Below are 16,973 nucleotides of genomic sequence, written 5' to 3' on the forward strand. Positions count from 1 at the left end.
CCGCGCGGACTGCATCCGGAGCTTCGAAGCCCGCGCCTGTGTGTTGTCGTCTGTCGGATTTTGCGCCGCAATATCACACAGCGAGGCACCTGGGCAATGCGCGAGTGGCGGCCGCAGAGCGGCAATGCGCGGGCGGCCCGCCGGCGCGGGCCGCCGCCGTCCGCCCGGCGGATGTCAGAACGAGTTGACGATGCCGCGGCCGGACCGCATCTGCTCGATCATCTGATGGGCATGGTAGTGCATGGCGCATTTGATCGCGTAGATCTGCAGCACCACCGGCGAGGGGCGCCGGCGCATGAGCCGCCACAGGCGCTGGCGATAGACCCGGCGCAGCTCCCGATCCGGCACCCGCCGCATCAGCCTTACGAAGATGCCGGCCGCCTCCAGCATCCAGCTCAGGTTGAGCGCGGCGAGCTTGAGGGGGCGGCGGCGCAGATGCTTCAGCCGCGAGCGCTCGGGTTCGATGCGCTCGTCGATGTAGAGGGCGTCGAGCCGGTCGAAATAGGCGTTCGGCTGGTGCAGGTCGCCCATCACGGCGAGATAGCCGTCGCGCAGGCTCTCGCGGCTGAGGTTCAGCGGGATGACGTTGGTGCCGTAGGACGGCGGGTCGGCATGGTCGAGCCGCCCCTCCTTCTCCAGCCGGGCGTAGAGCGGCGTCTTGGGGATGGCGGCGAGCATGCCGATCATGGCGCTGACGATGCGGGCATCCTTGATGAAGACGCGCTGAGCGTCGAAGATCGTGGCATCGTCGCTGTCGAAGCCGAGGATCATGCCGCACCACACCTCGATGCCGGAGCGCTGGATGGCGTGCACCTTCTCCAGCATGGTCGCCCCCTTGCGCACGTTCTGCAGCTTCTTGGTCTCGCGCAGCGCCGCCTCGTTCGGGGTCTCGATGCCGATGAACACGACGCGGATATTGGCGTCGACCATCAGCTGCATCAGCTCGGGGTCGTCGGCGAGGTCGATCGAAGCCTCGGTCACGAAGGTCATGGGGTAGTCGTGGCGCACTTGCCAGTCGACGACGGCGTGGAGCACCTCCTTGATCGCCTTCTTGTTGCCGATCAGGTTGTCGTCGACGATGAAGGCGGTGTCCATGCCGACGGCGAGCAGAGCCTCGATCTCGGCGATGATCTGGGGGCTGGTCTTGATGCGCGGCTTGCGCCCGAACACGACGATGATGTCGCAGAACTCGCAGGTGAACGGGCAGCCGCGTGAGAACTGGATGCTGCCGACCGCGTAGTCGTCCATCTTCAGGAGGTCGAAGCGCGGCACCGGCACCCGGGACATGTCGGTCTTGTCGGCCTGCTCGTAGCGGGCGGCGTGGCGGCCCTCGGCCCACTCGACCAGGAAGCGCGGCCAGGTCTCCTCGGCCTCGCCAATGAAGGCCACGTCGACGAGATCGCCGAAATAGTCCTCGCGCACGGTGATCCACGGCCCGCCCACCGCGATGAAGCAGTTGCGCGCCCTGAGTTCGGTCAGGATCTCGCGCATCCGGAACCGCTGCACGATCATGCCGGTGAGCCCGACGATGTCGGCCCTGGCGCACAGGTCGTAGTCGATCGGCTCGACGTTCTCGTCGAGCAGCGTCACCGTGTGCTCGGCCGGGGTGAGGGCGGCCAGGAGCGGCAGGCAGGCGACCGGCAGGTTGGCCTTGGCGTCGAACAGCGGCAGGGCGTGCTCCAGGCCCCAGTAGGAGGTGTCGAAACGCGGATTGATGATGACGATGTGGGCCATGGTGCGCTTGCTCCTGCGATGGCGTGCGATCCGTTCGTCTCAGCCCCGATTCCAAAGTTCCGATGCGCGTCAGTTCGGCCTGACCCAGACCTCCGTCCGGCCGAACAGGGAAACGCCGATATATCCCGTCACCGAAAGCGTGCGCCCGTCCGTGGACGGCACCAGCTTGACCTTGTAGACGGCTCCGTCCTCCGGGTCGGTGACCGTGCCGCCGTCATAGGCGCTGCCGTTCCAGCGCACGTTCTCGATGATCTTGAGGCCGAGGATCGGCTTGTCCTTCAGGGCGCCGCGGCATTGCGAGCAGACCGGCGCCGCGGGCTCGCCCGGCCCCGGGAACAGCTTGACGATCCGGCCCTGGAACACGCCGTCCCTCGCCGTGATCTCGATCTCGGCCTGCGGGCGATGGGTATCGTCGTCGAGCTCCTGCCAGACGCCGAGGATCGAGGGCCTGGCCGGCGCCTCGGAGGCTGTGGCGAGGGTCGGCGTGGCGGCCAGGAGGCCGGCGAGCAGCCGGCCCGCGATCAGGGTGTGTCGCATCACGAATGTTCCAGGGTCTTGGTCTCGGAGGTGGCCGGCAGCCGTCGAGCCCGGCTGGCCCGCTCGGCTTCGCCGATATAGTCCCGGGTGATCGGCAGGGCGTCGATCCGGCGGGCGATCTGGATCTGGAAGACCACCAGATCCTCGCAGCGGAACGCCACCTCGGCCGCGGCCAGGTAGTACTCCCACATCCGGCAGAAGCGATCGTCGTAGAGGCGGGCGGCCTCGTCCCGGCGGGCCATGAAGCGCTCGCGCCAGGCGCGGAGCGTCAGGGCGTAGTGGGTGCGCAGCACCTCGACGTCGGTGACGATCAGGCCGGCCCGCTCGATCTCCGGCAGAATCTCCGACAGCGAGGGGATATAGCCGCCGGGGAAGATGTACTTGTCGAGCCAGGGCGTGGTGAAGCCCGGTTCGGCCGAGCAGCCGATGGTGTGCAGCAGCATGACGCCATCCTCGGCCAGGAGCCGGCGGCAGGTGCGGAAGAAGGTGCCGTAGGAGCCGAGGCCGACATGCTCGAACATGCCGACCGAGACGATCCGGTCGAAACGCCCCTGGACGCTGCGATAGTCGGTCAGGTCGAAGCGGACGCGGCCGGCCTCGGCCGGCGTCAGGCGCTGGCGGGCATAGGCGAGCTGTTCCTCCGACAGGGTGACGCCCTGCACCTCGGTCGCGCCGGCCTGCGCCAGGGAGCAGGCGAGGCCGCCCCAGCCCGAGCCGATGTCGAGCACCCGGTCGCCGGGGCCGATGTCGAGCTTGGCGATGATGTGCCGCTTCTTGGCCTGCTGCGCCTCCTCCAGGCTCTGGCCGGGATGCTCGAAATAGGCGCAGGAATATTGCCGGTCGGCGTCGAGGAACAGGCTGTAGAGCCGGCCGTCGAGGTCGTAGTGATGGGCGACGTTGCGCTTGGAGCGGCCGGGCAGGTTGCGCAGGCGCAGGCGCCGCAGCGAGGCGCGGGCGCGGTCGATCAGCCGCGCCGGCAAGGGATGCGTACGGTTCTGCGCCTCGCGCAGGATCAGGTGGACGAAGTCGTAGATGCTGCCCTGTTCCACCACGAAGCGCCCGTCCATGTAGAGCTCGCCGAGCCGCATGTCCGGGTCCATCAGCAGGGCGATCTCCGCCGCCCGGTCGGTCAGCCGCACCACCACGGGCTCGCCCGTGCCGTCGCCGAAGCTCAGCCGCGTTCCGCGCGCAGAGACGACGACGAGCGAGCCGCGCTTGACGATCCGGGAGAGGGCGATTTGCAGGATGCGGTCCATGGTGAACTCCGGGCGGCGTCGCCGCTTGGTCAGGATCGGGGCGTCGCCATCCGGGTGACGGCGATCCCGTATTTCTTCAGGCGGTGCCAGAGGCTGCGCTCGTTGATGCCGAGCAGCTCGGCCGCGCGGACCTGCACGCCGTCCGTCTGCTCCAGGGCGGCGAGGATCTGGCGGCGCTCGAAGGCGGCGGTCTCGTCGTCGAGCTGGATCGGGAAGGTCGGCGTCTCGGCGCTTGCCGGGCGCTCCGACAGGTAGGCGGGCAGCTCGGCGGCCTCGATCAGCGGGCCGCGGGCCGAGATCAGCAGCCGCTCGACGCAGTTCTGCAGCTCGCGGACATTGCCCGGCCAGCGATAGCTCGACAGCACCCGCACCGCGTCGGGGCTGAAGGCGACGGCGCGCTTGCCGAGGGAAGGGGCGAGCTCGTCCGCGAACAGATTGAGGAACAGCGGGATGTCCTCGGCGCGCTCGCGCAGCGCCGGCAGGGCGATCGGGAAGACGGCGAGGCGGTAGTAGAGATCCTCGCGGAACTTGCCCTCGGCGACCAGGGCCCTGAGGTCGCGGTTGGTGGCGGCGATGATCCGGACATCCGCCGTGCGCGTGCCCGAGCCGCCCACCGGCTCGTATTGCCGCTCCTGCAGCACCCGCAGGATCTTCACCTGCAGGTGCAGCGGCATGTCGCCGACCTCGTCGAGGAACAGCGTCCCGCCTTCGGCCTGGGCGAAGCGGCCGGCGCGATTGGCCAGGGCGCCGGTGAAGCTGCCCTTCACATGGCCGAAGAACTCGCTCTCCATCAGGGTTTCGGGAATCGCCGCGCAGTTCACCGCGACGAAGGGACGGCGATGGCGCGGGCTGTTGAAGTGGATGGCGCGGGCCACCACCTCCTTGCCGGTGCCGCTCTCGCCGGTGAGCAGCACCGTGGTGCGCTGCTCGCAGACCTCGCCGATGGCGCGGATCACCTCCCGGAAGGCGGGCGAATTGCCGACCAGCGTGTCGAACTTGTAGCGGCCGGCCAGTTCCTGGCGCAGCCGCTCATTGTCGCGCAGCGCATCCTGCAGCCGAAGGGCGTTGGCGAGAGTGGTGGCGAGGTCCTCCTGCTCGATCGGCTTGTCGATATAGTCGAAGGCCCCGTCCTTGATCGCCAGGACCGCGTCGCGCACCGTGCTGTAGGCGGTCATGATCACCACCGGCATGGTGGGATGGCGGCGGCGGACGGCGGCGAGAAGGTCCTGGCCGCTCATGCCCGGCATGCGCAGGTCGGTCAGCACGAGGTCGACGGTCTCGCGCTCGAGCAGCTCGAGGGCGGCTGCGCCGCTGTTCGCCGTCAACGGCCGATAGCCCAGGGTCTCCAGGACGCCGCTCAGCACGTCCAGGAGCCGGACCTCGTCGTCAACGATCAGGATCGTGTGGGACATCGCCCGCCCTCCGGTCCGCCAGCGGGATGACCAGTTCGAAGATCGCGCCACCCTGCACGGCGTTGCGTGCCTCCACCCAGCCGCCATGGCCTTCGGCGACGGCGAACACCCGGGCAAGGCCGAGGCCGGTGCCCGTATCCTTGCTGGTGACGAAGGGGTCGAAGATGCGGTCGATCAGGGCCGGCGGAATGCCCGGCCCGTTGTCGGCGAAGAGAAGGTGCACCTCCTCCTCGTCGGCGGTCAGATGGATGTCGAGCCTCGGCCGGGTCAGCGACAAGAGCGAGCCGGCCGGCACCTTCGTCTCCTCCATCGCCTGCAGGGCGTTGAGGACGAGGTTGAGGCAGGCCTGGATCATCTGGTCGAGATCGACATGGATCAGGGCGGCGCCGCATTCGTCCTCGATCCGCACCTGCACCTCCTGGCGTTCGATCTCGCTCTGGCAGATGCCGAGCACGCGCTCGATCAGCGCCGCCGGCGCTATCAGGGCCGAGGCCTGCGGCGGCCTGGCGAAGGCGAGGAAATCGCGGATGAGCTGGTCGATGCGGCGCACCTCGTCCGCGACATAGCCCAGGCGCCGGCCCTCCACCTCCGTCAGGTTCGGGCTGCGGGCGATCAGCTCGGCCGAGGTCTTGATGATGCCCAGCGGGTTGCGCACCTCGTGCGCCAGTCCGGCCGCCACTTCGCCGAGCGTGGTCATGCGTTCGCGGCGCCGCAGCTTCGCTTCCATCTTGCGCAGGCCCTCCAGCCGGCGCGCCATCGAGTTGAAGGCCATGGCGAGCTGGCCGATCTCGTCCTGGCGCAGCACCGGGACGCGCTGGGTGAAGTCGCCCTTGGCGATGGCGTTGACGCCCTCGGCCAGGCGGATGACCGGCCGCGTCAGCAGTCGCGACATGATCAGGCCGGCGCTGACCGACAGCAGCATGCCGAAGGCGAAGATGATGATGAACAGGTTGCGGTGCGTCAGCCAGTCCGCGAAGCTGGCATCCGAGCTCAGGCCGCAATACAGCACGCCGATCAGCTTGCCGTTGGCCCTGAGCGGCGTGTAGATGCCGATCGACTGGTCGCCCTCGGTGTCGTCGCCCGAGACGTAGCCGGCATCGCCCTCGCCGGCCTCCATCGCCGCCAGCACCGCCGGGGGCACCGGCGTCACGTCGCCTTGCGAGGAGTAGACCTGGACGAGGTCGTCGTTGAACCGGTAGTGCAGGCGGATGGCGAGCGCGGCGATGGCGCTCATGTCGCTGATGAAGCTCTGGTCGACCAGCGTGCCGAGCAGGACGCGGAAGGAGCGCCCCTCATAGACGACGTGATGCGTGCCGGCCGCCATCAGGGTCGGCTTGCCGTCCTGGCGGTAGAGGTAGATCGTCTGTCCGTCGGCGAAGGGAAGGCCGGTGACGCTGTCCAGCGGCTTGGAGGAAAAGAAGATGTTGTTGTTCTCGTCGTAGATGACGAGCAGGTCGTAGCCGAGCGCGTCCAGCATGCGGGCGACCGGCGGCGGCACGTCGTGCGTGCGGCCCGAGAGCAGCGGGTCGAGGACGCCGTTCGCGGCCAGGGCGTCGGCGACATGGGCGGTCTCGCGCCGCTCGTCGAGGATGTTGGCGACGAAGAAGCGCGAGGTCTGGAACAGCCAGGCCTCGACATTGTTCTGGAACGTGGTCGCGACCACCTGCGTGGCCACCTCGGTGACGATCAGCATCGGCAGGACGCAGATGGCGACGAACACGCCGACCAGCTTCCACCGGATCGACCGGGCCCACCACGCGCCGATGCGGGACGGGGCGGTCAAGCCTCGTCCCCGCCCATCACCACCACGCCGGCAATGATCAGGCCGATGCCGACCGCGCGCCACGGCGTGAGCGTCTCTCCGAAGATCAGGAAGGAGGCGAGGGCCACCGACAGCATCACCAGGGCCGTCAGCGGGAAGCTGAAGCTCAGCGGCATCCGGTCGAGGATCGTCATCCAGGCGGCGAAGGAGCCGATATAGCCCAGGATGCCGGCAAGGACCCAGGGGTCGGAGGCGGCGGCTGCGAGCCAGCCCATGCCGAAGGACAGATCCGACAGGCTGTCGCCGCCGGCCTTGAGCGCGACCTGCGCCACGGTCTCGAACGCGAGCAGGGCGACCCAGGCGATGATCGCCTGGCGGTGCCCGTAAGGCTTGTGCGCCGGCATGTCGGTCATGGCTTGGCCTCTACGAGATCGGCGATCGCCGGATCGAACCGGTCGAGCCGGACGAAGCGGGCGACGAGCCGCAGCACGGCATTGATCGCCGCATTGCCGTGCCGGAAATATTGCCAGTTGGGCTGCAGGCGGCAGCCCAGGCGCAGCTTCGGTCCATAGAAAGCCTGCCCGCTCTGGTAGACGGGGATACCACGTTCGATGCAATACCGAACGTTGCAGAGCCATGTGTTGAAATAGAGGTTGTAGCGTGGAACCACCGCGTAGTGCATGCCGATATATTTGTCGATCAGTCGGTTCTCGTCTTCGATCACGAGGTTGAAGGCGATCAGCTTCTGGTCGGCCCAGTAGAGGAAGACGCTGGCATTCGGGGCGAGGGAGCGCAGCAGCTCGGCGAAATAGTCGGGCGGCAGGTATTCGAACTGCAGGTCGCTGTGCGCCACCGTTTCCTCGTAGAGCCGCGAGACTTCGGCCGAGACGTCGTCGATCGACCGGCGCTGCTCGATGCGCACGTCCTCGAAGGTCTTGATCTTGCGGCGCATGTCCTTGCGCGTCGCGCGGCTGAGGCTGGCCAGATAATCGTCGAAGCTGTGATAGGGCAGGTCGAGCACGGCGGTCGGCAGGCCCGGCAGGCGGGTGAAGCCGTTGGGCAGGAGAGCGCCGTTCCAGAGCCCGTCGTCGGCGGCCGGGGCGTCCTTGATGCCGAACAGGCCGTAGCGCTGGCGCGCGCCGAAGTCCTGCAGCGCCTTCACCATCCGCGCCAGCAACTCGGGCTTGCGCGCCTCAGGCACCTCCGGCGCGAAGCCGAGATGGCAGATTTCCGCCACCGGCGAGCCCAGCGCCAGCAGGCGCAGCGACATCAGCGCCGGCGCGATGCGGTAGAGGCGGTTGGTCATGCGTTTCCAGGCGCCCTGCACCGTGGTGTCGAGGCGGTATTCGGTGCCGAAGGCCGGCACGGCGGCGATCAGTCGGCCATCCTCGAACACGGCGGCGTAGTACCAGGAAAAGCCGGGCGGACCGGCCTGCTCGCAGGCCCGGTAGAAGGCCCAGTTCTCCGGGTCGCCGGGGTAGCACCGGTCCCAGTCCTCGGCCGGGAAGGCGCCGATCGAGGTCTCGACGGTGGCTGTCATGTTCATGCCCGCACCCGTTGCCTGCCGGACGTCGACGCGGTGCGCCGCATCGGCTCGAAGCGGCGGATGAAGGCGATGGAATGGTCTGCGACCAGGTCGCGCTCCTGGTCGAGCGTGATCATGTGATAGCTGTTCTCCAGCAGGATCTTCTCGATCCGGCCGCCGATATGGGCCGCGATATAGGCGGCATTGCGGATCGAGGTGATGTCGTCCTCGCGCGCATGCAGCACCAGGGTCGGCGTGCGGATGTCGGGCAGGCATTTCTTCAGGGTCCGGATCAGGCGCAGCAACTGGCCGAGGCTCAGCCCCGGCAGGTAGAGCAGGCCGGCCTCGGCGCTGTGCCCGGACTCCATCGCCGCCAGGATGCGCCCGCGCAGGCGCTCGTCCTTGATGCCATAGGGAAAATTCTCGCGGAACCGCAGGAACCGGCCGAGGCCGAGCGCGATCGCCACGTGCAGGAGCACGCTGACGCGCGGCACGCTCCAGCCGTCATAGAACATGGTCGGCGAATAGAGCAGGCAGCCCGCGACCTCGTCCGGCCGCTTGGCCGCCACGAGCAGCGACAGCAGAGCCCCCATCGACAGGCCGCCGACGAAGACCACCTCATGGTCGCGCCGGATGCGGTCGAAGGCATCGAGGACGCTGGCGAGCCAGTCGTGCCAGGTCGTGGCGAGCAGGTCGGCCTCGGTGCCGCAATGGCCGGCGAGCTGCACGCCGTAGACGGTGTAGCCGGCCCGCGCCAGGGTCTTGCCGACGGTCTTGACCTCGGTCGGCGTGCCGGTCAGCCCGTGGATCAGCAGGACTGCGCTCGGGCCGCCTGCGAAGCGGAAGCTGTGGTCGGGCGGTGCGAGGGCGAGCGGTGTGGAAGTCATGTGGTGCTGCTCACGATGGCGGCGCCGATGGCGATGAGGGCCGTGCCGAGCCAGCGGCGGCGCGACACGGATTCGTGGAGGACGAAGCGGCCGGCGAGCGCGATGCCGCAATAGGACAGGCTGGCCAGCGGGAAGGCGATGCTCAGCGGCAGGCGCGACAGCACGAAGAGCCAGGCGCCGATCTCGACGGCGTAGGCCAGCGCCCCGGCCCAGACCAGCGGCGAGGTCGCGACCTTGCGCCAGACGGGCCGCTGCGGGCGGCCGGGCGGCTCTTCCAGGCCGAGCTTGAAGCAGACCTGTCCGACGACGTCGAGCAGGATGGTGCCGGCGAGGACGGTGAAGGCGAGCGCGTTCATGCTGCCTCCTCGAAGGCGGCGATCAGCCTCGCATTGGCCCGGGCGTTGACCGCCAGGGCCGGTTCACCGGCCGGGCGCGGCTGGTCGAGCCGCGACTCGACATATTTGAACGGGTTGCGGTGGCGGATCGGGGCGTAGTCGCCGCAGATATCGGCGCCCATCACCTCGAACCGGGCCGCGAGACGGCGGATCGCCTCGACGAGACGGGCGAGCGGCAGGGCGCCCTGGTCCCAGTTGGTGACGGCCTCCTGCGGCGACAGCACGTCCTTGTCGACGGTGATCCAGATCCGTTCGGTCGGCAGCCGGCCGATGAGCTGGTCCAGGAAGGCGTCCCAGCCGATGTCGGCGATGTTGCGCCAGCGGATCATGCCCTCTTCCGCGACATGGCCGGCGCCGCTGCACACGCGCTTGCGCACCTGCGAGGGTTCGTGCCGCCAGGGGTGCAGCTCCAGCCGTCCGCTGGACAGGGCGTCGAGATTGGCGCCCTTGCGGTCGGGGCGCACCAGGTCGTCGCTGCACGGGCCGATGGTGACGACCCGCTGCACATGCGCCATGGCCAGCGCCTCGTTGACCCAGGAGCCGCAATGGCGCCGCGGCATGGTCCAGCACCAGTCGGGGTGGTTGTCGAAATGGACGACGGTGAGCGGCCCCTCGGCCGCAGCGACGAAGCTGGCGGTGAGGTGGTGGAAGTCGCCCGAGCCGACCAGGGTCAGCGTCGGCCCCCGGCGCCGCGGCAGGCCGCGCCACAGCGCGTCGAAGGCGTCATAGGCGCGCCGGGCCGCCCAGAGCCGCAGGGCGGCGCCGCGCGGGCGCAGTGACAGCAGCTCGGCGCGACCGTCGGCCAGGCGCTCGGCGATCGGCGGCTGGCCGACCAGGCTGCCGTCGAGATCGAGGACGCGGATCTGCATCACGGTGCCTCGCCGGTGCGGCCGCCGGTCATGATGCCGCCGCCAGGGCGAGGGCGGGCGCGGCGAGCGCGGCCAGGCCGCCGGCCAGGAGCTCGGGGACTTCGGAGAAGTCGCGGAAGGCCAGGTGCGGGATCGCCTGCTCCCGGCAGAAGCCGGCCAGGGCGTCCTTGGCCAGGACGAGGTCGGCCGTGGCGGCGGCGCAGAAGTCGGATCGGCCGTCGCCGATCAGCACGGCCGGGCCGCCGCCGCCGGCCAGGGTCGTGCATTTGCAGGTGCCGGCGGCCGCCAGGCAGTCGGGCGAGGCATGGGGGCTGAGCATGGCGTGGTGCCCCTCGCTGAGGAAGAGCAGCCGATTGGCGATGATCGGCAGGCCGGTGATGCCGGCCTTGGCGAGAATGCGGGCGATGGCATAGTCGAGGCCGTCGCTGACGATGGTCAGCGGCAGTTCCTCCCGCCGGCAATGCTCCACGAAGGCGGGGAAGGCCGGATCGATCTCGATCGCGTCCAGCGCCGCGTCGAGGGCGCCGCGGCCGCAGCGCATCAGCGCCACCTGGCGGGCCATGCAGGTGGCCGAGCCGATCTGCCCGGCCAGCCATTGCGCCTCGATCTCGTGCCAGGACGGATCGGCAAAGGCTTCGAGCAGCACGTCGGTCACGTCGCCGATGGCGACGGTGCCGTCGAAATCGCAGAAGAGATGGGGGATCATCCGGCAGTCCAACTCATACGGATGCCGCCTGGGCGGCGGCGAAGCCCGCGGCGCTGCGCAAGATGCATGCCAGGGCCCGCCGGGGCCGGCTCGCCCGCGGCGGCGGGCCTTTCCCTCGGACCGGGCCGCCGAGCTCCAAGCGGCGAGCTACAAATTTTGCAGCTTCCGCCGCCAAATGTCGGGTGGCGAGCCCGGGGCCTGGGCGCTTTTCGCGGGCGAGACCGTGCGAAGCGCCTGCCGGCCGTGCCTCAGCCGCTGGCACGGTCCTTGCGGATCGGGGGCCGAGATTGCCCGGCCGCGGCCTGCCACGGCGCGCCGGTCCGGGCGGCATGGATCGGGATATCGGAATGACGACACAGCCGACGACGCCGCAGCCGGGCGTGCTGCAATATTCGACCTGGGACTGGGTGCCCATCTGCCTGGCGGTCCTGCACTTCGCCGCGGTGATGGCGCTGTTCCTGGCCTTCCCCCATTTGTCCTGGGGGGCGTTCATCGCCTTCGGCCTGATCTATTCGCTGTCGATCTCCTGGAGCATCAACAGCATCTCGCACAATTTCATCCACAATCCCTATTTCAGGAACGACGGGCTGAATGCCGCCTTCAGCCTGCTCCTGTCGCTGACCCTGGGCTTTTCCCAGGCCATGTACAATTTCGTCCATATGCGCCACCACAGCGGCAACATGGACAGGCCCGACGAGGGCGGAAAGACGATCGACTACCTGTCGATCTACAAGCACGGCCATGACGGCAAGCCCGAGAACGTCTGGAGCTACACGTTCCTGAGCTATTTCCGCGACGATCCGGCGGAGATCCTGCGCGCCATGGCGGCCAAGCGCCGCGGCGAGGCGCTGCAGTCGAAGATCGAGCTTGCGGTCGTCATCCTGTTCTATCTCGGCCTGGCCGTGCTCGACTGGCGCTTCATCGTCTGCATGCTGCCGTTCAACTATTTCGGCCAGTGCCTGTCCTCGCTCAACGGCTATTACGAGCATTTCGGCGCCGACCCCGACAAGCCGATCGCCTGGGGCGTCAGCACCTACGAAAAGATCTACAACTGGACCTGGATGAACAACGGCTACCACGCCGAGCACCACTACCGGCCGAAGGTGCACTGGACCAGGATGCCGGAACTGCATCGCACCATCGCCCGTGAGCAGGAGGCCGCCGGCACCCGGGTGATCCGGCCGCCGCATCCGCTTGGCTTCCTCGACCCGGACCTGCCGCGCCACTGAGCCCGCTCGCCGCCGGCCCCCCCGGCCCCCGATCGCGGGGGCCGGCTGCGGCGCGCGCGCCGCCCAGCCCCTTCCCTTCGTGAGAGACCACATTCGTGAACTATGTCGACAAGCCGCTCGCCCGCACCGCCACCAGCGCCGCCCTGTTCGAGGCGGCGCGCCGGGTGATCCCCGGCGGGGTCAACAGCACCGCCCGCGCCACCTGGTCGGGCTGGGACCCCTATCCGCTGTTCGTCTCGAGCGGCCAGGGCTCGCGCCTGGAGGACGTCGACGGCAACGCCTATGTCGACTATCTCCTCGGCCTCGGCCCGATGATCCTCGGGCATCGCCCGGCCAGGGTGACGCAGGCCGTGGTCGAGTTCATCGAGCGGCGCGGCACGGTGTTCGCCCTGCCGACCGCCGACGAGGCGGTGCTGGCGGAAAAGATCATCGCCGCGGTGCCGAGCGTCGATATGGTGCGGCTGTGCAACACGGGCACCGAGGCGGTGCTCTACGCCACCCGTCTCGCCCGCGCCTTCACCGGCCGGCGCAAGATCGTCCGCTTCGAGGGCATGTATCACGGCTTTTCCGACGGGGTTTACTGGAGCAAGCATCCCGCCCTCGCCAAGGCCGGCCCGGACGAGCGTCCCGTGCCCGTCGCCCAGGGGCCGGGCATGCCGCGCGGCGTCGAGGACAACCTGATCATCCTGCCGTGGAACGATGCCGATGCCCTGGCGGACGCGATCGCCCGCGAGGGCGATGCCATCGCCGCGGTCCTGACCGAGCCGGTGATGTGCAACACCGGCTGCATCCTGCCGGAGCCCGGCTACCTCGAGGCGCTGCGCGCCCTGACCGAGGCGCACGGCATCCTGCTGATCTTCGACGAGGTCATCACCGGCTTCCGCCTCGGCCTTGCCGGCGCGCAGGGTCGTTTCGGCATCCGGCCGGACCTCTCGGTGTTCGCCAAGGGGCTCGGCGGCGGCTTCCCCGTCGCCGCCCTCGGCGGCCGGCGCGAGGTGATGGCGCTGGTCGCCGACGGCACCGTCTCGATGGCCGGCACCTACACCGCCAACGGCATCGCCGTGGCAGCCGCCGGCGCCGCCCTCGACGAGCTCGGCGCGCCCGGGACCTATGAGCGCCTCGACGCGGTGTCCGACAGCCTCCGCCTCGGGCTCGGCCGGGTCTTCGAGCGGGCCGGGCTGCCCGCCAGCGTGGTCGGCCTCGGCCCGCTGATGCAGGTGTGGTTCGCCGAGCGTCCGATCCGCACCTATCGCGATGCGGAACGCCATGCCGACCAGGAGCTGTTCCGGCAGTGGTGGGAGGGCATGCTGGCGCGCGGCGTGCTGTTCCATCCCGGCGCTTACGAGAACCTGTTCGTCTCGACCGCCCATTCGCCGGAGGACGTCGCCGTCACCCTGGACGCGGCGGCCGAGGTCGCGGGCCTGCTGGCGCGTTCGGTCTGACCGGCGGGCGGCATTAGCCTTAACGGAAGGTCGATCTTGCCGTCCGGATTTGAACGGTCTCTTATCGGCCGGGCCCTGCGGATGCCGCCCGGCGGGCAGGGGCGCAGGGCCTGCAGAACCTTGAGGACGAGGCTCGTCCCGGACGCGACGACCGGATGCCGGTCCGGATTTCCCCCAGCCACGCGAGGGCCGCATGGGCCAGGCCGCTTTCGACACCACCGACCACAATGCCCGCATGTTCTTCGATCCGAAGCTGGCGGCGCTCTACGCCGGCTTCGCCGACCACCCCGCGGAAGAGACGTTCCGCCGGCGCCATGCCGCGGCCTATCGCGGCAAGCGCATGCTCGATCTCGGCGTCGGGTCGGGGCGCACGACGCGCCAGTTCCTGCCGGCGGTAAGCCGCTATCTCGGCGTCGACATCTCCGAGCCGATGCTGGCGGCGGCGCGCGCCGCCTTCCCGCAGGCCGAATTCCAGCTGATGGACGTGCGTGCCATCGGCGGCCTGGGGCGGGGGGAATTCGACTTCGTGCTGGGGGCCTGGGCGATCCTCAGCGCCTTCAGCCATGACGAGCGCCTCACCATCCTCGCCGCCGTGCATGACCTCCTGTCGCCCGGCGGCATGTTCTACTTCTCGGCCCACAACCGGCACTGGCGGCGGGCCGGCGGCGGGCCGCTGCATTCCCGCTCCTGGCGGCCGCGCCAGATCGTCGAGTCGGTGCATCCGCTGAACTGGTACAATTATCTGAGGCTGCGCCACCTGCGCCGCGAGGAGGCCGAGTACGCCATCCTCAACGACAGCGCCCACAACTGGAACGGCCTGTTCTACTATATCGATCCGGCGGCGCAGGCTCGCCAGCTCGCGGCCGCCGGCTTCCGGCTGATCGACAGCTTCGGCGAGAACGGCCGGGTGCTGCAGCCGGGCGAAAGCGTCGCGGCCGACGCTCTCCTCCACTATGTCTGCGTGCGGGACTGACCGTCAGGTCTTTACGCCCGCCGTAGCAGGATCAAGGGGGCGGCGTCCGTGACATCTCGCCCCGTTTGCCGAGGCGAGACGGCCCTTCGACGCGATGACGGAGGCGGCGCCGGCAAAAGGCGCCGCCTCGTCTTCTTCAGCGTGCCGCCTGCCGCGCCAGCACGCCCATCGACGTCATGACGACGCGGGCGAAGTTGAGCGCGCCAAGTCCCGCGACGTCGCGTTCCGGCATGAACTCCACGAAGTTCATCGCGGCGATACGGCCGCGTGCGGCGGCGCCCTTGATGAGGTCGGTCATCTGGTAATAGCTCAGCCCGCCGGGGCAGCGGCCGATGACGCCGGGGACCAGCGCCGGATCCATCACGTCGGCGTCGATCGACACGACGATGTTGGAGCCTTGCGGAATGAGGTCGAGCGCGGCCTCGACGCCCTGCTTGTGGACCTCGTAGCCCGTGACGAACTTCACGCCCCAGTCGAGGGCGTCCTGGTAGTCCTGGGGCCGGGCCGAGCCGATGCTGCGCGCTCCGACCTGCACGATCCGCTCGACGTGCTTCATTTCGGACGCGCGGCGCATGGTCGAGGAAAGGCCCTGGCGCTCGCCCATATAGTCGTCGCGCCAGTCGATATGCGCGTCGATCTGCAGGATGGTGAAGCGTTCGCCGGTGGCGCCGAGCGCCTCCAGGACCGGAATCGGGATGGAGTCGTCGCCGCCCAGGGTGATCGGCACCGCGCCGCGCGAACGGATCGTGGTGATCGCCTCGCGGATGATCGCACGGTTGCCGGCAGCGTCGGCCTCGTCGAAGGGCAGGTTGCCGCAGTCGACCGCGGCGAGGTCCGCGCTCGGAAAGAGAGGGCCGCCGAGGTCGAAATCATGGTGCCGGAGATTGGCGGCGAGCGGCACGGTGGCCTCGCGCAGCGCGTCCGGCGCGTGGCGGCAATAGGCGCCGACCGCGCTGTACGGGCTGGCGCACGGCGCACCGATCAGCGCGATCGGGGCCGTCAGGCTGTTGAGATCGGAGCACGCCTCGATCCCCATGAAGGTCGAGGCTGTGGAGCCGAACAGGGCGGCGAGATCGGGTTTGTCGGTCATGAGCGAAGCCTCGGACGGTGGAGGGAAAAGGAAGGAAGGGCGCGGAATGCCTCAGCCGGCATTTGTTTGTCCGACATATTGCCCGGGAATCGCGATGCCGCGCTTGCGGGCCATGGCCTCGACCATCGCCCACTCCTCATCGCGCAGCCGGATGCCGTTGGCGCGGTAGTCTCGCTCGGTCTCCGCCGCTCCCCCGCCCGGCAGCCGCACCCTCTCGAAGCCCTGCGCCGGGCGCGAGCGGGTCAGCGTGGCGATCATCCGGTCGGCGGCGGCGGCAAAGACGGACGGATCCTGGAAGCGGGCCACGTCGATCGCGATGAAGGTGTGGGCATAATAGGCGGCGCGGCCGGTGGGATCGGCCGGGCGCTCGCCCTGCCATTCGCGCTCGCCGCTGAGCAGCGCCGAGAGCAGCTCGACGATCAGCATCATGCCGAAGCCCTTGGGACCGGCAGGCAGCAGCGCGCCGGACATGCGCGACTCGCGGTCCATCACGTTGAGGATGACGCGCAAGGGATCGTCGGTGTAGACGCCGTCCTGGTCGACCACTGCCTTCTCGTCGAGGAGCTTGCCGTCGCGGGCGGCAAGCACGACCTTGCCCATGGAGCCGGCGCTGGTCGCCATGTCGATGACGATGGGGTCCTGCGTGCCGCTCGGCACCGCCAGCGCCAGCGGGTTGGTGCAGAAATAGGCGTCGCGCCCGCCCCATGGCGCGACGAGGACGGGCCCGGTGCTCATCGAGAGGCCGATCATCCCGCGCTCCAGCGCCTGCAGCGCGTAGTTCGAGGCCATGCCGTAGTCGCCCGACCGCTTGGCCGTGACGAAGCCGATGCCGGCTGTCTCTGCCTTGGAAATGGCGAGTTCCATCGCCTTATGGCCGACGAAATGGCCGCAGCCGCCATTGCCGTCGACCAGCGCGGTGGCGACGGTCTCGCGTTCCACGGTGAAGGGGCGGGCGAAATGCAGCGCGCCCGCCTCATGGAGCTCGTCGAGATAGGGCAGCAGGCCGATGCCCTGCGTGTGGTGGCCGCGCAGATCGGCCTTCAGCAGCCCGTCGGCGAAGATCCCTGCCTCCTCTTCCCCGGCGCCGTGCCGGCGGGCGACATCGGCATAGAGGGTGCGCAGGTGATGGATCGCGATGTGCATGAAAACGGCCCGC

Annotated in this window: 16 protein-coding genes; 3 read left to right on the plus strand and 13 right to left on the minus strand. The window is 69.2% G+C overall.

All coding sequences use genetic code 11. The features are described 5' to 3' along the window. Positions 1–174 precede the first annotated feature (174 nt). The 11 genes from AC27L4_RS17090 to AC27L4_RS17140 form a co-directional block, all read right to left on the minus strand. The gene (locus AC27L4_RS17090; RefSeq protein ID WP_487143429.1) at positions 175–1,734 is read right to left on the minus strand and encodes a B12-binding domain-containing radical SAM protein; all 1,560 of its coding nucleotides are present in this window, start codon (positions 1,732–1,734) and stop codon (positions 175–177) included. A gap of 69 nt (positions 1,735–1,803) precedes the next feature. Continuing rightward, positions 1,804–2,271, minus strand: coding sequence for a DUF2147 domain-containing protein (locus tag AC27L4_RS17095; RefSeq protein ID WP_487143430.1), 468 nt, complete (start codon positions 2,269–2,271; stop codon positions 1,804–1,806). Beyond that, positions 2,271–3,527 (minus strand): cyclopropane fatty acid synthase, encoded by a 1,257-nt coding sequence (locus AC27L4_RS17100; protein ID WP_487143431.1) that lies wholly within the window; start codon positions 3,525–3,527, stop codon positions 2,271–2,273. Before AC27L4_RS17100 ends, AC27L4_RS17095 begins: the two co-directional genes overlap by 1 nt. A gap of 29 nt (positions 3,528–3,556) precedes the next feature. Further along, positions 3,557–4,939, minus strand: a complete 1,383-nt coding sequence (locus AC27L4_RS17105; protein ID WP_487143432.1) for a sigma-54-dependent transcriptional regulator — start codon at positions 4,937–4,939, stop codon at positions 3,557–3,559. Further along, positions 4,914–6,722 carry a sensor histidine kinase gene (locus AC27L4_RS17110; RefSeq protein WP_487143433.1) on the minus strand — a complete coding sequence of 603 codons (1,809 nt, stop codon included), beginning with the start codon at positions 6,720–6,722 and terminating at the stop codon, positions 4,914–4,916. The genes AC27L4_RS17105 and AC27L4_RS17110 overlap by 26 nt, the downstream gene beginning before the upstream one ends. After that, positions 6,719–7,114: a DMT family transporter gene (locus AC27L4_RS17115; protein ID WP_487143434.1), complete on the minus strand. Its 396-nt coding sequence runs from the start codon at positions 7,112–7,114 to the stop codon at positions 6,719–6,721. Before AC27L4_RS17115 ends, AC27L4_RS17110 begins: the two co-directional genes overlap by 4 nt. Further along, entirely contained in the window at positions 7,111–8,247 is a 1,137-nt protein-coding gene (locus AC27L4_RS17120; RefSeq protein WP_487143435.1) for a GNAT family N-acetyltransferase, read from the minus strand. Before AC27L4_RS17120 ends, AC27L4_RS17115 begins: the two co-directional genes overlap by 4 nt. Next, positions 8,244–9,113, minus strand: a complete 870-nt coding sequence (locus tag AC27L4_RS17125; RefSeq protein WP_487143436.1) for an alpha/beta hydrolase — start codon at positions 9,111–9,113, stop codon at positions 8,244–8,246. The genes AC27L4_RS17120 and AC27L4_RS17125 overlap by 4 nt, the downstream gene beginning before the upstream one ends. After that, positions 9,110–9,469, minus strand: a complete 360-nt coding sequence (locus tag AC27L4_RS17130; protein ID WP_487143437.1) for an EamA family transporter — start codon at positions 9,467–9,469, stop codon at positions 9,110–9,112. Before AC27L4_RS17130 ends, AC27L4_RS17125 begins: the two co-directional genes overlap by 4 nt. Next, positions 9,466–10,377: an arginase family protein gene (locus AC27L4_RS17135; protein WP_487143438.1), complete on the minus strand. Its 912-nt coding sequence runs from the start codon at positions 10,375–10,377 to the stop codon at positions 9,466–9,468. Before AC27L4_RS17135 ends, AC27L4_RS17130 begins: the two co-directional genes overlap by 4 nt. Before the next feature lie 28 nt (positions 10,378–10,405). Further along, the gene (locus AC27L4_RS17140) at positions 10,406–11,083 is read right to left on the minus strand and encodes an MtnX-like HAD-IB family phosphatase (protein WP_487143439.1); all 678 of its coding nucleotides are present in this window, start codon (positions 11,081–11,083) and stop codon (positions 10,406–10,408) included. 347 nt (positions 11,084–11,430) lie between these two features. Here AC27L4_RS17140 and AC27L4_RS17145 point away from each other — a divergent pair, with 347 nt between their 5' ends. The 3 genes from AC27L4_RS17145 to AC27L4_RS17155 all read left to right on the plus strand — a co-directional run bounded on the left by AC27L4_RS17145 (position 11,431) and on the right by AC27L4_RS17155 (position 14,727). Then, on the plus strand, positions 11,431–12,312 hold the full coding sequence (locus AC27L4_RS17145) for a fatty acid desaturase family protein (protein WP_487143440.1): 882 nt from the start codon (positions 11,431–11,433) through the stop codon (positions 12,310–12,312). A 95-nt stretch (positions 12,313–12,407) separates the two neighbouring features. Next, the gene (locus tag AC27L4_RS17150; protein WP_487143441.1) at positions 12,408–13,754 is read left to right on the plus strand and encodes an aspartate aminotransferase family protein; all 1,347 of its coding nucleotides are present in this window, start codon (positions 12,408–12,410) and stop codon (positions 13,752–13,754) included. A gap of 193 nt (positions 13,755–13,947) precedes the next feature. After that, positions 13,948–14,727 carry a class I SAM-dependent methyltransferase gene (locus AC27L4_RS17155; protein WP_487143442.1) on the plus strand — a complete coding sequence of 260 codons (780 nt, stop codon included), beginning with the start codon at positions 13,948–13,950 and terminating at the stop codon, positions 14,725–14,727. A 136-nt stretch (positions 14,728–14,863) separates the two neighbouring features. Here AC27L4_RS17155 and AC27L4_RS17160 read toward each other — a convergent pair whose 3' ends face one another. Together AC27L4_RS17160 and AC27L4_RS17165 are read right to left on the minus strand one after the other, a co-directional pair. Then, the gene (locus AC27L4_RS17160) at positions 14,864–15,817 is read right to left on the minus strand and encodes an arginase family protein (protein WP_487143443.1); all 954 of its coding nucleotides are present in this window, start codon (positions 15,815–15,817) and stop codon (positions 14,864–14,866) included. A gap of 51 nt (positions 15,818–15,868) precedes the next feature. After that, entirely contained in the window at positions 15,869–16,960 is a 1,092-nt protein-coding gene (locus AC27L4_RS17165; RefSeq protein WP_487143444.1) for an Ldh family oxidoreductase, read from the minus strand. Between the last annotated feature and the right edge of the window lie 13 nt (positions 16,961–16,973).

The sequence above is a fragment of the Labrys sp. Lb11 genome, from assembly GCF_057554225.1.

Coding starts and splice junctions, on each gene's coding strand:
- AC27L4_RS17100 (WP_487143431.1), bottom strand. CDS start 3,527: ATGGACCGCATCCTGCAAATCGCCCTCTCCCGGATCGTCAAGCGCGGC.
- AC27L4_RS17140 (WP_487143439.1), bottom strand. CDS start 11,083: ATGATCCCCCATCTCTTCTGCGATTTCGACGGCACCGTCGCCATCGGC.
- AC27L4_RS17105 (WP_487143432.1), bottom strand. CDS start 4,939: ATGTCCCACACGATCCTGATCGTTGACGACGAGGTCCGGCTCCTGGAC.
- AC27L4_RS17160 (WP_487143443.1), bottom strand. CDS start 15,817: ATGACCGACAAACCCGATCTCGCCGCCCTGTTCGGCTCCACAGCCTCG.
- AC27L4_RS17125 (WP_487143436.1), bottom strand. CDS start 9,113: ATGACTTCCACACCGCTCGCCCTCGCACCGCCCGACCACAGCTTCCGC.
- AC27L4_RS17145 (WP_487143440.1), top strand. CDS start 11,431: ATGACGACACAGCCGACGACGCCGCAGCCGGGCGTGCTGCAATATTCG.
- AC27L4_RS17120 (WP_487143435.1), bottom strand. CDS start 8,247: ATGAACATGACAGCCACCGTCGAGACCTCGATCGGCGCCTTCCCGGCC.
- AC27L4_RS17135 (WP_487143438.1), bottom strand. CDS start 10,377: ATGCAGATCCGCGTCCTCGATCTCGACGGCAGCCTGGTCGGCCAGCCG.
- AC27L4_RS17115 (WP_487143434.1), bottom strand. CDS start 7,114: ATGACCGACATGCCGGCGCACAAGCCTTACGGGCACCGCCAGGCGATC.
- AC27L4_RS17130 (WP_487143437.1), bottom strand. CDS start 9,469: ATGAACGCGCTCGCCTTCACCGTCCTCGCCGGCACCATCCTGCTCGAC.
- AC27L4_RS17095 (WP_487143430.1), bottom strand. CDS start 2,271: ATGCGACACACCCTGATCGCGGGCCGGCTGCTCGCCGGCCTCCTGGCC.
- AC27L4_RS17165 (WP_487143444.1), bottom strand. CDS start 16,960: ATGCACATCGCGATCCATCACCTGCGCACCCTCTATGCCGATGTCGCC.
- AC27L4_RS17155 (WP_487143442.1), top strand. CDS start 13,948: ATGGGCCAGGCCGCTTTCGACACCACCGACCACAATGCCCGCATGTTC.
- AC27L4_RS17090 (WP_487143429.1), bottom strand. CDS start 1,734: ATGGCCCACATCGTCATCATCAATCCGCGTTTCGACACCTCCTACTGG.